Origin of the sequence: Brevundimonas sp. TWP3-1-2b1 (assembly GCF_049896165.1) — a bacterium.
Classification (GTDB): domain Bacteria; phylum Pseudomonadota; class Alphaproteobacteria; order Caulobacterales; family Caulobacteraceae; genus Brevundimonas; species Brevundimonas subvibrioides_B.
The window spans coordinates 53267-69460 of the sequence record NZ_JAFCTT010000013.1 but is presented as its reverse complement, the minus strand read 5'-3'; the positions used below and the strand labels follow the sequence as shown (position 1 = coordinate 69460).

The following is a 16194-nucleotide window of genomic DNA, read 5'->3' as shown; positions in this document are numbered from 1 at the left end:
GGACCCAGTGCTTTGAGCGATCAGCATCACCAGTGAGCGGCTCCCCAGATCCCGGACGCCGTGCCTCGCTTAAGAACTGGGTCCCCGCTTTCGCGGGGATGAGCGGAGAATTTCACGCCTTCGCCGCGATGCCCGTCTCGGCGAGCCATTCGAGGATCTTGCCCTTGGGCATGGCGCCCACCTTCAGGGATGCAAGTTGGCCGTCCTTGAACAGCATCAGGGTCGGGATGCCCTTCACGCCCAGTTTGGACGGGGTCAGCGGGCTGTCGTCGATATTGATCTTGGCGATGGTGACCTGGCCGCCCAGTTCGTCGGAGATCTGCTCCAGGGCCGGGCCGATCTGCTTGCAGGGGCCGCACCACTCCGCCCAGAAGTCCACCAGCACGGGGGTGGATGATTTCAGGACGTCGGCGTCGAAGCTCTCGTCGGTGACCTTGACCGTGGCCATGGAATTCTCCTCCTCAAGGGCGGCATCGGCGCGCCCGGTGTTCTGTTGGCTGAGATGTGGGGCGATTCTGGGGGAAATCAACGGCTCCCAACCTCCGTGCACCCCGGCGAAGGCCGGGGTCCAGGTGGACCACGCTGAAGTCGGATCAGCAGGACCGGTGTGATATCCCAGCCGCCACAGTCTGGGATCTGGATCCCGGCCTGCGCCGGGATGCACGGTGAATTGGGGGTCACAGCAGCCCCGCCAGCGCCTCGTCCATCAGCGTCTGCGGCACAGCCATCAGCTTCGGCCCGTCGGTCCAGACCAGCGCCGCCTCGACCGGGCGGTCCGGATACAGCCGCGCCAGCACCGCGACATAGGTGGCCATCTGGGCGACGTAGGCGGGGTCGGCGTTCTCGATGCGGTCGGGGGCGGGGCGGTTGGTCTTGTAGTCGACGACAAGGACCCGGTCGGGCGTGACCACCAGCCGGTCGATGCGGCCGTTGATGACGACGCCGGGGCGCAGGGATCCGGCGCCGCCGGTCAGGGCGATCTCGGCGCGGGAGCCGGGGCCGAAGACGGCGTGGAAGCGGGCGTCGTCGAGCACGCGGAAGGCGGCGGCGATCATCTCCGACGCTTGCGCGTCCGACAGGTCGCGCTCCTTGGCCAGCAGGCGGGCGGCGGCCCCGGCGCGGTCGGCGACAGTGATCTCGGGCAGGCGTTCGAGCAGCAGGTGGATCAGGTCGCCGCGCCGGAAGCGACCGAGGGCGGCCCCCTCCCCGGTCGATGAGACGGCGAGCGGCGACGGGGCGGCGATGCGTTTGGCGCCCTCCATCTGCGACGGGGAGATATAGCGGGCGGACGGATCGACCGGCGGCATCGTCCGGGCCCAGGCGGGAACAAGGGCGCCCGGGAAGGGCACGACCCGCGAGGTCGCCATCACGACAGGATCGACGCCATAGCGGCGGCGACCATGGCCGATGTCGCGGACCTGTCCGCCGAGGCGGTCGAAGGTCTCGGTCAGGACCGCCCACCAGCTGCCGTCCTCATAGCCCTGTTTCGACCGGCCGCTGCCCCGGCCGAGGACGACGATCCGGTCGCGGGCGCGGGTCAGGGCGACGTAGAGGAGGCGCAGGGTCTCGTCGTCGACGCGCTTCTGGCGGACGGCGCGGGCGGCGGCCGAGGCCTCGCAGTCCTCCTTTTCCGAGCCGGGGCACATCAGCCAGGCCTCGGCGCCATTGGCCAGTTCGACCGGCATCAGGGTCGGCCCCTGGGCCTTCGCCCGCGCCGTGGTGTCGGGCAGGATCACCACCGGCGCCTCCAGCCCCTTCGAGCCATGGACGGTCATGACGCGGACCTCGCCGCGCGCCCCTTCCAGCTCGCGCTTCACCTCGACGTCGGCGGCCTCCAGCATCGACAGGGCCGTTTCCAGATCGAGGCCGCCTCGTTGTTCGGCCGCCAGCACCTGGTTCAGGGTCTCGTCGATGGCCTCCTCCGCCTCGCGGCCGAGGCGGGACAGGATACGGGCACGACCCGAGCGGCCGGTCTCGTCGACCCGGTTCAGCAGGGCGGCGAAGAAGGCGAAGGGATCGCGGCCGCGCTGGTCGATCGCGAAGGTCAGCAGGTCGCGGGCGCGGGCCCATTCCGGCCGTTCGGGAGCGCGGCGTTGCAGGACAGGCCACAGCCGCCCCTTGCGGTGCTCGGCCCCGGCGAGGTCGAACAGACTGTCCTCGTCCAGGTCGCAGAAGGGGCTGCGCAGGATGCCGGCGAGGCTGAGGTCGTCGTCGGGATAGAGGGCGAAACGGGCGACGGCGATCAGGTCGTCGAAGGCGATGTGCGATGACAGTTTCAGCCGGTCGGCGCCGGCCACGGGCACGCCCGCCGCCTTCAGGGCGCGGATGATCTCCTCGAAGGTAGCGTCACGGCGGCGCACGAGAATGAGGAAGTCGCCGTAGCCGCAGGGACGCAGCGCGCGATCCTTGCGGTCCTGAACGGCGACGCCGGTCTCGACCTGGCGTCTGATCTCGCGGGCGAGGTCGGCGGCCATCCGCTTGCGGGCGCCCTGGACCGGCTCCTGATCGACCGGGTCGTCCCAGGCGTCACGCTCGGGCGGCTTCTCGTCCTCGTAGAGGGGCCAGAGGTCGACACAGCCCTGATCGTCGGCGCGCATGGCCCTGTGCGCCGGTATGGCGCCGACCTGTTCGCCGATGAGGGCGCGGGTGCGTTCGGGGCCTTCGAACACCGCATCGACGAAGCCCAGCACCTCCGGCGTGGAGCGGAAGGAGGTGGCCAGTTCGACGCCGGTGTAGGCGAAGCCGGCCCCGCGAACGAGAGTCTCGTACGACTGGGCCTCGCGGTTCAGCCGCTCGGGGCGGGCGCCCTGGAAGGAATAGATCGACTGTTTCTCGTCGCCCACGGCGAAGACAGTGCGTTCGACCTTGCCGGCCCCGAAGCGACGCGATCCGGCGCCCGAGAAGAAGCCCTCGGTCAGGGCGCGGATGATGTCCCACTGTTCCGGGGCCGTGTCCTGGGCCTCGTCGATCAGGACGTGTTCGACCCCGCCGTCGAGCTTGTAGAGGACCCAGGCGGCATTGGCCCGGACGGTCAGCAGCTCGACGGTGCGGGCGACCAGATCGCCGAAATCAAGGGCGCCGCGCCGGGCCTTGGCCTGGTCGTAGAGGGCGCCGTGGGCCTGGGCCAGGGTCAGGACGTGGACGGTGTCCTCGGCGACCCGGGCCTTGCGGACCTCGCCGAGGGTGGCGACGACCTTGTCCTGCAGGGCCGTCAGCCAGTCGCGGGCGCGGGCGGGCGCGGACTTGGTCGCCATCGACTTGCGCGGCGCGCCACTGGTCAGGAAGACGGCGGACACCTCCGGGAAGGTCCAGTCTGCGGCGTACATGCGGTCGGCGCAGCCCTGGTCCGTGACCGAGCCGGTCGACATCAGTTCGGCCATCTCCAGCCATTCGCCCCGGTCGAGGAAGCGCATGAAGTCGGACTGGATCGACGCCACGTCGCCGTCGGGATCGGCGCCGACGAGGGCGTAGGGGCTGATCGTGGGGTCGGCGGCGATGCGGGCGACATAGTCGATCAGCCGGGCGCGATCCTGTTCGATGCGGGCCAGCAGACTCTCGAAACTGGCCCAGTCGAGCTCGACGGCGAAATGGGTGTAGGCGCGGCCGATCCGGCCGTCGGCGTCGGCGAGCGCGGCGCGGGCCAGGTCCTCTCGGGCCCCGTGGGACAGGGCCAGGGCCGCCTGATCCTCCAGCACGGTGAAGCCGGGCGTGACCCCGGCCTCCAGCGGGAAGCGGCGCAGCAGCTTTTCGCAGAAGGCGTGCAGGGTCTGGATCTTCAGCCCGCCGGGGGTGTCGAGCGCCTTGGCGAAGAGGTTGCGCGCCTTGGAAAGTTCGTCGGATGACAGCGTGGCCCTGACCTGACCGCCAAGGTCGGCGAGCGAGTCTTCCAACTCTTCATCACCCATGACCGCCCAGTCGCCGAGGCGCTGGAACAGCCGCGCCTGCATCTCGGCGGCGGCGGCCTTGGTGTAGGTGACGCAGAGGATCTCGCCGGGCTGGACCTCCTCCAGCAGCAGCCGGGCCACACGGTCGACGAGGGTCGAGGTCTTGCCCGAGCCGGCGTTTGCGGTGACGAAGACCGACTGGCGCGGGTCCGCCGCCGCGATCTGGGCGAAGTCGGGCAGGATGCGGACGGTGCTGTCCGGGCTCATTCGGCGTCTCCGTCAGCGCCGGCGACCGCCCATTCCCAGACGCGCGCGAGGTGGTCGTAGTTGCCGCCGAAATTGCCCATGAACTGGGGCGCGACCCAGCTGAGGTAGGGGGTGGTCTGATCGTCGAACCGGGCGACGCGGGCCTTGAGGCCGGCGAGCGCCGCCATCGACAGGTCGGACGCCTCGGCGCCTTGCGCTCGAACCTCGGATTTGCCGGGCTCCTTGCGGCCGATGACCCGGACATAGGTCAGTTCTTCGGGCTCGATCGGGCCGGAGGTCTTGAGGCCCGCCTCGGCGAGAATGGCGCCGGTCAGGGTCAGCTGGGGCGCGAAACCGGACTTCACCTGTTTGGCCGAGGGGGCCGCGCCGGTCTTGAAGTCGAGGATGGCCGCGCCGGTGGAGGACAGTTCGATCCGGTCCGCCTTGGCCGTCAGGGTGAAGGGGCCGGCGGGGGCGTCAAAGGTCATCGCGACCTCCTCCTCGACGCGGATCTCGATGCCGCGCGCGCGGCGGCGCATCTCGAACCCGGCCAGCCAGCGGGCGCTGTTGCGGGCCAGGGGCCCCTCGCGCGCCATGGCCGCGTCCTCGAAGCCGTGATGGGTCAGCTCCTCGTGCAGCAGGATCGCGATCTCGGCCTCGCAGTCGTCGGGCAGGACGTCGGGCCAGCTCAGCGTCAGCCGTTCGACCGCCTTGTGGACGGCCTGGCCGCGCGCCAGAGCCTCGGCGGACTGACCCGGCCGGTCGAGCTGACGCAGGTTCAAGACGAAGCGGGCGTAGACAGCATAGGGATCACGCACCCAACGTTCGACGCCGGTGACGGGGAGCTGACGCGGGCGGCGGTCGACGGGCGGCTTCGGGGCCGGGCGTCTCGCGAGACCGCCCTGACCGGCGACGGGCGCATCGAGGGCGCGGGCGGCGGCGAGGGAAGCGGAGGGGCGATCGATCTCCACCCCGGCGCCGCGTGTGAGCATATCCAGCCGCCACAGCCAGCGGGAGCGGACGGCGGGCTGGCCGCCGCGGCGTTCGGAATGGACGAGGATGGCCTCGGGGGCGCAGGCCGCCTGGACGAAATCCTGGGCCGTCTGACCGACCCGGCGCTCGGGCGGGGGCAGACCGAGGGTCTTGCGCATCGGGCGCGACAGGAAGGGGTCGATCGGCGCACCTTGCGGCCAGACCCCCTCCTCCAGCCCGGCCAGGATCATCCGGTCGGCCCGGACCAGCCGGGCTTCGATAGCGCCGAGGATGCGCAGGGACGGATGGGTGGCGCCGCCGGTCCGGACCGTGACGTCGTGCAGCAGGGCGGCGACCAGTTCGGCGAAGTCGTTGGCGGTCACGTCGCCCAGGGACGCCCCGCCCTCGATCAGCTGGGACAACAGGGAGGCCGCCGCCTCCCCGTCCGGTCCGGCCCAGACGTCGACGCCGGCGAGGGCCTCGACGAGGGCGGTCAGGTTGCGAGCGGCCTGGTCGAGCGGAGCCGCACGACCGAGGGCGGCGGCAGCGGCGAGGGCCTGAAGCCGGCCGGCGAGCGCGGTCGCCTCTCTGGAGCGCGGACCTCCAGGTCCGCTGGTCTCCGCCGTCGGTGAAGAGCGGACCTGGAGGTCCGCGCTCCGTTGCAGGCGGGTCTCGATCCGGGTCCAGTCGCGGGTGCGGGGTCCGCGGAAGGCGACCTTCTCCAGCTCGGCGACGGCGTTGGGCGTGGCCTCGGCCAAGGTCGTCAGGTCGTGCTTGATCAGGGCCAGCACGGTCTGGGGCTTCAGCGGATCGGCGATGAAGCGGGCGGCCAGATCGACGAGAACGCCGACGGGCATCTGGTCCAGCGTCGCACCGGAGGAACTGTCGGCGATGACGCCCCAGCGCTCCAGCCGGGCAGCGACGCGGCGGCCGAGGGCGAGGTCGGGGGTGACGAGGGCGCAGGTCCGGCCGGGGGTTTCGAGCGTCTCGCGCATCATCAGGGCGATGGTCGCGGCGGCGTCCTCCTCGGTGCGGGTCGCGACGACGGACAGGCCTTCGAGGCCGAGCGCGATGGGGTCGGCGACCTGGCCCGCCTCGGCGGCGTCGGCGCGCAGTCGGGCGATCTCGGCGCGCCAGTCGGCGGTGGCCTCGGCCGGGCGCAGGGCCTCGTTGACCAGTCGCTGGCGAGCGAGGCCGCGCGCCTCGACATCGGGCACGGCCGGGCGGCGGAACCATGGGCGGACGGCGGCGCGGTCGGCGCCGGCGCGTTCGAGGAACCGTTTCAGCGCGCTCTGCGGATGCTGTTCCTCGATGGCGTCCCAGGCGGGTTCGCTGAGCTCGAGATCAAGGCCGGGGAGGACCACGCAGCCCTGGGGCGCCCGGGCCACGGCCTTCAGGACATCGGCGGCGGCCTTGACCGTGCCGGTCGATCCGGCGGCGATGACGGGGCCCTGCGGCGGGTGGCTGTCCCAGCGTTCGGCCAGAAGGCGCAGCAGCTTGGTTCGCCGCCACGAGGCGTCGACGAGGCCGAGTTCGGCCAGCCGCCGGGGCCAGGCCTTGACGGCGAGGCCGAGGAATTCGGCCGACTGCCGCCAGTGCTCGGCGAAGTCCTCCTCGACGAGGGTGGCGATGCGTTCGGGGGCCTCGACCTCCTCGATATTGCAAGAATCGAGGAAGGCGCCGAGGCTGTCGGCCAGCTCCAGCGCGCGCATTGGCGAGAGGCTGTCGTCGTGCTGCTCGACGATCAGACGCGCCATCTCGAACCGGCGGGTCAGGGGGGCGATGGCGCGCGGCAGGTCGAGACCCAGTTCGCCGGGGGTGAACGGCGGCTCGTCCTCCTCCAGGTCGCCCAGCGGGCGAACCTGGGGCAGGAGGACGGGCCGGTCGCCGCTCAGGGTTGAAAGGGCGCTGGTGAAGGCCCGCGCCGCCCGGCGATTGGGCAGGAGGATGGTGGCGTCGGACAGGGTCTCCGGCGTCTGGTCGCCCAGCCAGTCGAGCACGCCGGCCGCCAGATCCTCAAGGAACGGCCGGTGAGCGGGGATGGCGAACCAGCGCGGGTCGTCCTTGCCGCCGTCTGCCGGGAAGGGGTTGAAGGCGATCATGCCCGCTGTCCTTTGATCCGCTCATCCCCGCGAACGCGGGGACCCAGTGCTGTGGGCGATGATCGCGTATGGCCGGCGCGAACGATCATCCCGGACACCGGGCTTGAAAGAACGACTGGTCCCCACGACAGAACTGGGTCCCCGCGTTCGCGGGGATGAGCGGAAAGGTTGGAGGTGACGGGGTCACTCGCCCGCCAGTCTGGCCTCGGCCTCGTCGCGCGCCTGGGGGTCGCCGACGTGCATCCAGTCGCCGTCGAGGACGCAGCCGTACAGTCGTCCGGCCGCAGCCGACGCCCGCCACAACGGGCTGAGCGAGAAGGGTCCGTCCGGCCCGCCGTCGGCATAGTCCGGCCGGGTGATGTGGACGCCCATATAGGCGAAGGGCGCGGACGCAGCCTCGCCCCGGAAGGTCAGTCGGCCATCGTCGGCGAGGAAGAAGTCGCCGTCGCCCTCGAACCCGATCGCGCCCTCGCGGGTGGCCAGCAGGAGACAGGCGTCCATCTTCACCGGGTCCCAAAGTCGGACCAGTGCGTCGGCCCAGGGCACGTCGCCGCGATCCATCCAGACGCTGTCGATATTGGCCACGAAGACGGGCGCATCGCCGAGCAGGGGATGGGCCTTCTTCAGGCCGCCGCCGGTCTCCAGCAGCTCCGCGCGCTCGTCGGAAATGACGATCCCGGGGCCGCGTCCGCGCGCGGCCAGATGGGCCTCCAGCCGGTCGGCGAACCAGTGGACATTGACCACCGCCGTTTCGACGCCAGCCTCGGCCAGCCTGTCCAGGACGTGGTCGATCAGGGCCCGGCCGCCGACCTCGACGAGGGCCTTGGGTCGATTGTCGGTCAGGGGCCGCATGCGTGTGCCGAGGCCGGCGGCCAGCACCATCGCCGTCTTCGGGGCGGTCATGCGCGCAGCTCCGCAGGGACATATTTGTCGAACCAGCGGGCCACGCCTTCGAGGCCGGGCTTCGTCAGGTTGGCGTTCAGGTGGGCCCACATACGCGGCATGAAGGCGGGGTAGCGCGGCTTGCCATCGCGCACGATCAGGCGGGCGAAAATGCCGAGGATGCGGGCCTCGTTCAGGGCCGCAAGCCCGGCATAGGCGCGCATGAAGGCGGGGCGGTCGGCGACCTCGGCCATCTCGAAATACCGCTCCAGCGCCTCGGCCTCGAGCGACGGCGACACATCGCGGCGGGCGTCCTGGAGCAGGGAGTGCAGGTCCCACGACGGGTGGGCCCGCACCGCGTCCTGGAAGTCGATCATGCCGACGCGGGCCGGACCTTCCCGCTCGGGCAGCCAGATCAGGTTCTCGGCGTGGTAGTCGCGGTGGGCCACCACCGAGGCGCCGGCCTCGCCCTCGGCGACGATGGGCGCCCAGGCAGCATTCCAGTCCGCGATGGCGGCGTCGTCGAAGCGCAGCTCTGGCTTGAGCTTCGGCATCCATTCGACGAACAGATCGGCCCCGCCCTGGAGGGCGGTCTGGTCATAGACCTGCAGCGGCCATGGCCCCGCCGCACCGGTCAGCATCGGCGGCGTCGGCGCCGCATGCAGTTCGGCCAGGGCGTCGACGGCGGCGAGGTAGAGGGGCGTCTCGTCCTGACCGGCCTCGATCACGCGGGCGAACAGGTCGTCGCCGAAATCCTCGAGCACGGCGAGACCCGCAGCGGCGTCGAGCGCGACGATGGCGGGCGCCGACAGCCCGACCGAACGCAGGTGGGAGGCAACGGCGGCGAAGGCCTCGATCCGGCCGGCGGACAGGCGGGCGATGGCGTTCCAGCCCTCGGCCTTGCGACGCTCGGGCGACCAGGAGGGATCGGCCGGCGGGCTCTCGGCCGCCGCGACCTGATCCATCAGCATCAGGCCCGGACCGTCGGCGGGCGTCAGCCGTTCGTACCGGCGCGTGGAGGCGTCGCCGGGCAGGGGCACGCGGCGGGCGTCGGCGAGGCCGACCCCGGTCAGGAAGGCGACCCGCTGGGCCTCCCGGTCATTCAGGGCGTCAGACATTCAGGCTCTTTGGCAGGCTTTCGACGACGGCGTTGATCTTCATTGCCCACGCCCCTGCGCCGGAAACGGTCGCATGCCGTCCCTCGCCGCGTTCTTCCAGGACGATGGTCAGGCGGTCGGGGCCGAGCGCGCGGGCGGGATCGTCGCCCAGCCGCTCGGGCCATTCGATCAGGGCGGCGCCGACGTCCAGCGCCTCGTCGAGGCCGATCTCGAACGCCTCCTCCGGCCGGGTCAGGCGGTAGAGGTCGAAATGGGCGACCGGTGGGTTCGTCTCGTAGAACTGGACCAGGGTGAAGGTCGGCGACGGCACGTCCTCGTCCTCGCCGGCGAGGGCCCGGATCAGGCCCCGGGCCAGGGTCGACTTGCCCATGCCGAGCGGGCCGTAGAGCAGGACGGCCTCGCCGGGCTCGAGACGCGGGGCCACAGCGCGCCCGAGCGCCGTGGTCGCCTCCGCATCGGCCAGATCGATCCCGACCATCAGGCGAAGTCCGCGTCGGGCTGGCTGGGCAGAACCCGCTCGACGAAGGCCTTCAGCGCATAGGTCGCACGGGTCGCGTCGATATCGAGACGGGTCGGCGGGATCGGCTTGCCGACGCTGAGGCGGAAGGGCTTCTTCCGCTTGTTCAGCAGCTCGTGGAACAGGGTGATGTCCCGCAGCTCGGGCGACACCCGGTTGAACAGGTGGAACAGGGTCGACCAGGGGCCGCTCACATGGATCGGAATGGTCGGCGCGTTGTATTTCCGCGCCAGCGATGTTGCGGTCGATGCCCACTCCGGGTCGGTCAGCTGTCTGTCTTTTCCCACGCGGGAAATCCGTCCCGCAGGGAACATGACCACGCAGCGTTCCGCCTCGAACGCGGCCTTGGCGGCGTCCAGGGTGACGCGGGTCTTCGCCCGCGTACGCTTGTCGACGACCCATTCGACCGGGATGAGGACCTCGTCCAGCCGGGGCGAGACGCGGACGGCGTCTGCGTTGGCGAAGTAGATGGCGTCGGACCGGCGGCGCTTGATGGCATCGTAGACGGCGATTCCGTCGGCGATCCCGGTCGGATGGTTGCAGACGACGATGCAGCGGCCGGTGGCCGGCAGCCGATCGAGGTTCAGGCTCGACACCTTCAGGTCCAGCAGGTTCGACACATGGTCCAGCGCCGCCCGTCCCGACAGAGGCGTGATGGCGTCGGCCATGTCCCGCGCCTGGCCATAGCCGAGGATCGAGTAAAACACCGGGCGAACCACCGGCCAGAGGATCGACCCCGTCAGCTGCGGCGCCCGCTCGGCGATCAGGACGTCGACGACGTGATCCGACCGTCGCGCGGGGACGGCGGCAGGCTCGGTCGTGGCGGGCGGCGAAGCGGTCATCCGCGCCCCTTGTCGCCTCTGGCGGGAACACAGGCAAGCATGTCCACCCCTCCCGTGCACCGCGGCCAAGGCCGGGGTCCAGATCGAGGACACAAGGGATTGGGCTTGCGGGGCGACTTGACCAGAGCCCTGCCTTTTCCATCTGGACCCCGGCCTTCGCCGGGGTGCACGGTGGGGAAATACCGAGGGGGCTCCCATGAAGTTCAGCATTTCCACCGCCGTGCTGGCGCTCGCATTGTCGACCGCGTCGATGACCGCCTCGGCCCAGCAGGCGTCGCCTCCCGGCGCCGACGTGGCTGCCTTGCCCGGCGGTCTGTCGATGCGGGCCCTGGCCATGATGGACCGGGTCTCGGACCCGCGCCTGTCTCCGGACGGGCGACGCGTGCTCTATTCCGTCCGTTCGACCGACTGGGACGGCAACAGGGGCGTCAGCGCCCTGTGGGTCGCGGACGTCAGCGGCGGGGAGCCGCGCAAGCTGGCCGTCTCGACCGGCGGCGCCTCGACCGGGCGGTGGGCCGTCGACGGTCAGGCGATCTATTTCCTGTCGGCGCGCGGGGGATCGAACCAGGTCTGGCGCGCGGACGTCGAGGGCAATGCGGCGGTGCAGGTCACGACCTATCCGGTCGATATCGTCGCCTTCAAGGTCTCGCCGGACGGGCGGAACCTGATCCTCTCCCTGCCGATCTTCGTCGACTGCGACACCCTCCAGTGCACGAAGGACCGGATCGAGGCGGACAATCGCTCGCCCTCGACCGTCACCGGCTATGACCGGATGCCGCTGCGCCAGTTCGATCACTGGAACGATGGACGACGCCAGCAACTGTTCGTCCAGGCGTTGGATGGATCGGGTCTGGCCGACGGCGCGCCGCGCAACCTGATGGCCGGGATCGACGCCGACACGCCGTCCCAGCCGCAGGGAACCGAAGATGATTTCACTCTTTCGCCCGACGGCCGCACCCTCGTCTATTCGACGCAGACGCAGGGGTCGGGAGAGGCCTTCACCAACAACTCCGACCTGTTCCGCGTCTCCCTGGATGGCGGGACGGCCGTGAACCTGACGGAGACGAACGAAGGTTCAGACGGCGCGCCGGCCTTCTCGCCGGATGGACGCCGCCTGGCCTGGCTGGCCGGTGAGCGCGAGAATGTCGGCGGCGATCAGGCCGTGGTCATCGTCGCCGACGCCGATGGATCGAACCCGCGCCCGCTGACGCCGAACTGGGATCGCGGTCCCGGCTCGCTGAGCTGGTCCTCGGACGGTCGCAGCCTGCTCGCCACCGCCTCCGACGACGGCCAGAACCGGCTGTTCCGCATCGACGCCCGCACCGGCGAGGTCACACCCTTGACCGGACGCGGCGCGATCTCCGGCGTGGAGAGCCGGGCGAACCTGCTCGTCTACGCCCGCGACGGCTTCGACGCCCCGACCCGGATCATGACCGGCGTCGGCGACGACGCCCGCGCCCTGACGACCCACAACGCAGACGCCATCGCCGCCCTCGACCTGCCCGAGGCCGAAGCCTTCACCTTCGCCGGATGGAACGGCGAGGATGTGCGCGGCTGGGTGTTCAAGCCCGTCGGCTATGTCGAGGGGCAAACCTATCCGGCCGTCTATCTGATCCACGGCGGGCCGAAGTCGCCCTGGACCGAGAGCTGGTCCTATCGCTGGAACCCGCAGATCTACACCTCGGCCGGATACGCCGTGGTGATGGTCAATTTCCACGGCTCGCCCGGCTACGGACAGGCGTTCACCGACGCCATCAACGACCACTGGGGCGACCGGCCGCTGGAAGACCTGCAGAAGGGCTGGGCGGCGGCGCTGTCCGCGAACCGCTTCATCGACGGCGACCGGGCCTGCGCGCTCGGCGCCTCCTACGGCGGATACATGGTCAATCTGATCGCCGGAAAGTGGAACGGGCCCTGGGCCTGTCTGGTCAACCATGCCGGGGTCTTCGACGTGCCCCAGCTGATGAACGCCATGGATATCGGCAACTTCATCTGGGAGTTCGGCGGGCCGTCCTGGGAGCGGATGGAACTGTACCGCGCCTTCTCGCCCGGCGACTTCGCGGGCGACTGGACCAAACCCATGCTGGTCCTGCACGGATCGCGCGACTTCCGCGTGCCGATCGACCAGGGCCTGGCCACCTTCTCGGCCCTTCAGCGTCAGGGCATTCCCAGCCGCTTCGTCCAGATCCCGGACGAGAACCACTGGGTGCTCAAGCCGCGCAACTATGTCGACTGGCAGAGGGAAATTCTCGACTGGACCGCAAGGTGGACGGCGGAGGCTCCCTAGCGGGCTACCAGAGGCGTTTAACGCCGAAATCGTCGAACCGGCGCTCGTTTGAGACGAGGGTCAGGTCGTCGATCAGCGCCTGAGCGATCAGAAGGCGGTCGAACGGGTCGCGGTGGGTAAGGGGGAGGCGTCCAGCACGAAGCGCGTGTGGGATGGATATCGGCAGCGAGTCGAATCCCTGTCGCTCGAGCGTCGCTTCGAACGTCTGCACGACGAGGGAGGCGTCCGGCAGCTTTCCCAGCCGATGCTTGAGCGCGATTTCATAGGCGCAGACCGCACTGACGATGACCGTGGTGGTCTCGTCGCCAACCGCCCGGCGAGCCTCAGACGACAGATTCTCGTCGCCCGCCAACCACCAGAGCAGGGCGTGGGTATCGAGCAGAAGTCTCAATCGTCACCGTCGCCACGGCCTTCCCAGAGCAAAATATCTTCTTCCGGAAGCGGCTCGAAGAACCGGTCGTCGATGGAGATCAGACCCTTCATTGATCCGAACTGACGCTTCGGACGTACATCTGCGGGTTCGATCGCGCTTATTCGAACCGCCGGCTTGTTGCCGCGCGCGATAATCACCTCCTCGCCCCGCTCGGCGGCGGCGATGAGCTTGGACAGATGGGTCTTGGCGTGGTGGACGGTGACCGTGGCCATCGGCGCATCTCCTTGGTCCCACTTACTTAGCTAATCTGGCCCCAATCGGCAACTTCCGCCCCGCTCCGCCCGGTGCTACGCCAGCGCCAACGAAGTCCCAGGAGCCGCCCGATGCGTCACCGTTCCCTGCTTTCCGCCTGCGCCGCACTGGCGATGCTGACCGCCCTGCCCGCCCTCGCCGAGGCGGCCGCCGCGCCGACGGCTCAGGCCGCGGAACGCGCCTTCACCTATACCGACATGCTGAACGCCAACCGGCTGTCGGACCCGCGCGTGTCGCCGGACGGCCGGCACGTCGTCTACAATGTGCGCGCCACGGATATGGAGGCCAACCGCGGCGTCTCCAGCCTGATGATCCAGACCCTCAACGGCGAGGGCGAGCCGCGTCGCCTGGCCATCTCCGACGGCGGCGCCAACACCGCCCGCTGGGGTTCGGACGGCGCCCTGTACTTCCTCTCGGGCCGTTCGGGGTCCAGCCAGGTCTGGAAGACGGACTCGACCGGCGCCACGGCGACCCAGGTCACCGACCTGCCCCTGGACGTCAATGCCTATCGCCTCAGCCCCGACGCCTCGAAGGTCGTGGCGTCCCTGGCCGTCTACCCGACCTGCGACGATCTGGCCTGCTCTGTCGCGCGCGGCACGGAAGCCGCCGCCCGCAAGTCGACGGGTCAGGTCTATGACCGGATGTTTGTGCGCCATTGGGACACCTGGGCCGACGGCACCCAGAACCACCTGTTCGTGGTCAACGCCGACGGCTCGGGCGATCCGGTCTGGGTCACCCACGGCTTCGACGGCGACACCCCCTCCAAGCCCTTCGGCGACGAGGGGGAGTTCACCTTCACCCCCGAGGGCGACGCCGTCGTCTTCTCGGCCCGCGTCGCCGGCCAGACCGAGCCGTGGAGCACCAATTTCGACCTGTTCAGGACCAACGGCCTAACGGGCGGAGGCTTCACCAACCTGACCGACGGCAACGACGCCTGGGACACCGGCCCGGTCTTCTCGCCGGACGGCCGAACCCTGGCCTGGCGCGCCATGGCCCGCCCGGGCTTCGAGGCCGATCGCTGGCAGATCGTGCTGATGGACGTGGCCACAGGCGCCAAGCGCGAGGTCGCCGCCAACTGGGACCGTTCGGCAGACAGCCTGCAATGGTCCGCTGACGGCCGAACCCTGTATGTCGTCGCCGGTGATGTCGGCCAGACCCGGTTGTTCTCCATCGATGTCGCCAACGGCGCCGTCGTCCCGATCACTGGCCCCGGCCACGTCTCGGCGGTCGAGTTGACCCCGTCCGGCTTCGTCTTCGCCCAGGACAGTCTGACCTCGCCGTCGGAGCTGTTCGTGAAGACCTTCCGCGGCCGTGAGATGCCGCGCCAGATCACCGACGTGAACCCGGAACTCGACAGCCGCATGTTCGGCGAGGCCGAGCAGTTCTCGTTCGAGGGCTGGAACGACGAGACGGTCCACGGTTACGTCATCAAGCCCGCCGGCTATGTCGAGGGCCGCAAATACCCGGTCGCCTTCCTGATCCATGGCGGGCCGCAAGGCTCATTCGGCAACTCCTGGTCATACCGCTGGAACCCGGAAAGCTACGCCGGCGCCGGCTATGCGGTGGTGATGATCGATTTCCACGGCTCCACCGGCTACGGCCAGGGCTTCACCGACGCGATCTCCGAGCATTGGGGCGACCGTCCGCTGGAAGACCTGCAGAAGGGCTGGGCGGCGGCGCAGGAGCGCTACTCGTTCCTGGACGGCGACAACGCCTGCGCGCTCGGCGCCTCCTATGGCGGCTATATGATCAACTGGATCGCCGGCCGCTGGTCGGACGAATTCAAATGCCTGGTCAATCACGACGGCGTCTTCGACGTGCGCGGCATGGGCTATGGCACCGAGGAACTGTGGTTCACCGAGTGGGAGTACGGCGGCACCGTCTACGACAACCCGGAAGGCTATGAGCGCTTCAACCCGGTCCATCACGTCGCCGACTGGAAGACGCCGATGCTGGTCATCCAGGGCGACCTCGACTACCGCATCCCGACCTCGCAGGGCCTGTCGACCTTCACCGCCCTGCAGCGTCGCGGCATCGAGAGCCGGCTGATCGTCTTCCCGGACGAGAACCACTGGGTGCTCAAGCCCCAGAACAGCCTGCAATGGCACAATGAGGTGTTCCGCTGGCTGGACCAGCACCTCCAGCCCCAGGACTAGGTTCGTGACCGTTCCATCCCCGGAAACGCCCGACGGCATGCTCGTCGGGCGGGTCATCGCCATGCCCGCCGACACCAACCCCGAAGGCGACATCTTCGGCGGTTGGCTTCTGGCCCAGATGGACCTGGCCGGCTCGACCCCCGCCTTCGACATCGCCCAGGGTCGCTGCGCCACCATCGCGGTCGACGCCATGGTGTTTCACCAGCCGGTCTCGGTCGGGGACGAGGTGTCGCTCTACGCCACGGTCCTGAAGACCGGCCGCACCTCGATCCGCGTTCGCGTCGAGGCGTGGAAACGGCCGCGCTCAACCCACGAAGTCTCCCGCGTGACCGAGGGCGTCTTCACCTATGTCGCCATCGACGAGGACCGTAAGCCGAGACCCCTCCCGGGTCAGAGCTGATTTTTCTTTGGTCATCGCCCGGTCTGCGCCGTGAAGCTGCCGCCGGCCTGAGGATGACGAAAGAGAGGCAAACTTGACCCTCCCGGCCCTCGCGCCTACCTGA

12 protein-coding genes are annotated in these 16194 nt (G+C 69.8%); 3 read left to right on the top strand and 9 right to left on the bottom strand.

Annotation, left to right across the window (positions count from 1 at the left end; all coding sequences use genetic code 11):
• Window positions 1-112 precede the first annotated feature (112 nt).
• The 7 genes from trxA to ACP7AB_RS13145 all read right to left on the bottom strand — a co-directional run bounded on the left by trxA (window position 113) and on the right by ACP7AB_RS13145 (window position 10563).
• A complete protein-coding gene (gene trxA / locus ACP7AB_RS13175) occupies window positions 113-448 on the bottom strand; it encodes a thioredoxin (RefSeq protein WP_425991741.1) in 336 nt (111 codons plus the stop codon).
• A 229-nt stretch (window positions 449-677) separates the two neighbouring features.
• Window positions 678-4151: a double-strand break repair helicase AddA gene (addA, locus tag ACP7AB_RS13170; RefSeq protein WP_425991743.1), complete on the bottom strand. Its 3474-nt coding sequence runs from the start codon at window positions 4149-4151 to the stop codon at window positions 678-680.
• A complete protein-coding gene (gene addB, locus ACP7AB_RS13165) occupies window positions 4148-7204 on the bottom strand; it encodes a double-strand break repair protein AddB (RefSeq protein WP_426046153.1) in 3057 nt (1018 codons plus the stop codon). The genes addA and addB overlap by 4 nt, the downstream gene beginning before the upstream one ends.
• A gap of 183 nt (window positions 7205-7387) precedes the next feature.
• Window positions 7388-8107 (bottom strand): N-acetylmuramate alpha-1-phosphate uridylyltransferase MurU, encoded by a 720-nt coding sequence (gene murU, locus ACP7AB_RS13160; RefSeq protein WP_425991747.1) that lies wholly within the window; start codon window positions 8105-8107, stop codon window positions 7388-7390.
• Complete coding sequence (gene amgK / locus ACP7AB_RS13155; RefSeq protein WP_425991749.1) at window positions 8104-9204, bottom strand: N-acetylmuramate/N-acetylglucosamine kinase AmgK; 1101 nt, start codon at window positions 9202-9204, stop codon at window positions 8104-8106. The genes murU and amgK overlap by 4 nt, the downstream gene beginning before the upstream one ends.
• Window positions 9197-9682: a tRNA (adenosine(37)-N6)-threonylcarbamoyltransferase complex ATPase subunit type 1 TsaE gene (gene tsaE / locus ACP7AB_RS13150; RefSeq protein WP_425991751.1), complete on the bottom strand. Its 486-nt coding sequence runs from the start codon at window positions 9680-9682 to the stop codon at window positions 9197-9199. The genes amgK and tsaE overlap by 8 nt, the downstream gene beginning before the upstream one ends.
• Window positions 9682-10563, bottom strand: coding sequence for a GNAT family N-acetyltransferase (locus ACP7AB_RS13145; RefSeq protein ID WP_425991753.1), 882 nt, complete (start codon window positions 10561-10563; stop codon window positions 9682-9684). The genes tsaE and ACP7AB_RS13145 overlap by 1 nt, the downstream gene beginning before the upstream one ends.
• A gap of 196 nt (window positions 10564-10759) precedes the next feature.
• On the opposite strand from ACP7AB_RS13145, the gene ACP7AB_RS13140 reads away from it, so the two are divergent.
• On the top strand, window positions 10760-12850 hold the full coding sequence (locus ACP7AB_RS13140) for a prolyl oligopeptidase family serine peptidase (protein WP_425991754.1): 2091 nt from the start codon (window positions 10760-10762) through the stop codon (window positions 12848-12850).
• Between the two features lie 4 nt (window positions 12851-12854).
• Here ACP7AB_RS13140 and ACP7AB_RS13135 read toward each other — a convergent pair whose 3' ends face one another.
• Together ACP7AB_RS13135 and ACP7AB_RS13130 are read right to left on the bottom strand one after the other, a co-directional pair.
• Window positions 12855-13241, bottom strand: a complete 387-nt coding sequence (locus ACP7AB_RS13135) for a type II toxin-antitoxin system VapC family toxin (RefSeq protein WP_425991756.1) — start codon at window positions 13239-13241, stop codon at window positions 12855-12857.
• On the bottom strand, window positions 13238-13495 hold the full coding sequence (locus ACP7AB_RS13130; protein ID WP_425991758.1) for a type II toxin-antitoxin system Phd/YefM family antitoxin: 258 nt from the start codon (window positions 13493-13495) through the stop codon (window positions 13238-13240). The genes ACP7AB_RS13135 and ACP7AB_RS13130 overlap by 4 nt, the downstream gene beginning before the upstream one ends.
• A gap of 111 nt (window positions 13496-13606) precedes the next feature.
• On the opposite strand from ACP7AB_RS13130, the gene ACP7AB_RS13125 reads away from it, so the two are divergent.
• Window positions 13607-15691, top strand: coding sequence for a prolyl oligopeptidase family serine peptidase (locus ACP7AB_RS13125; RefSeq protein WP_425991760.1), 2085 nt, complete (start codon window positions 13607-13609; stop codon window positions 15689-15691).
• Window positions 15692-15728: 37 nt separating this feature from the next.
• Window positions 15729-16091, top strand: coding sequence for an acyl-CoA thioesterase (locus ACP7AB_RS13120; RefSeq protein ID WP_303696608.1), 363 nt, complete (start codon window positions 15729-15731; stop codon window positions 16089-16091).
• The last annotated feature ends 103 nt before the right edge of the window (window positions 16092-16194 follow it).

Coding starts and splice junctions, on each gene's coding strand:
- tsaE (WP_425991751.1), bottom strand. CDS start 9,682: ATGGTCGGGATCGATCTGGCCGATGCGGAGGCGACCACGGCGCTCGGG.
- ACP7AB_RS13145 (WP_425991753.1), bottom strand. CDS start 10,563: ATGACCGCTTCGCCGCCCGCCACGACCGAGCCTGCCGCCGTCCCCGCG.
- ACP7AB_RS13120 (WP_303696608.1), top strand. CDS start 15,729: ATGCTCGTCGGGCGGGTCATCGCCATGCCCGCCGACACCAACCCCGAA.
- ACP7AB_RS13140 (WP_425991754.1), top strand. CDS start 10,760: ATGAAGTTCAGCATTTCCACCGCCGTGCTGGCGCTCGCATTGTCGACC.
- ACP7AB_RS13130 (WP_425991758.1), bottom strand. CDS start 13,495: ATGGCCACGGTCACCGTCCACCACGCCAAGACCCATCTGTCCAAGCTC.
- murU (WP_425991747.1), bottom strand. CDS start 8,107: ATGACCGCCCCGAAGACGGCGATGGTGCTGGCCGCCGGCCTCGGCACA.
- addA (WP_425991743.1), bottom strand. CDS start 4,151: ATGAGCCCGGACAGCACCGTCCGCATCCTGCCCGACTTCGCCCAGATC.
- amgK (WP_425991749.1), bottom strand. CDS start 9,204: ATGTCTGACGCCCTGAATGACCGGGAGGCCCAGCGGGTCGCCTTCCTG.
- trxA (WP_425991741.1), bottom strand. CDS start 448: ATGGCCACGGTCAAGGTCACCGACGAGAGCTTCGACGCCGACGTCCTG.
- ACP7AB_RS13125 (WP_425991760.1), top strand. CDS start 13,607: ATGCGTCACCGTTCCCTGCTTTCCGCCTGCGCCGCACTGGCGATGCTG.
- addB (WP_426046153.1), bottom strand. CDS start 7,204: ATGATCGCCTTCAACCCCTTCCCGGCAGACGGCGGCAAGGACGACCCG.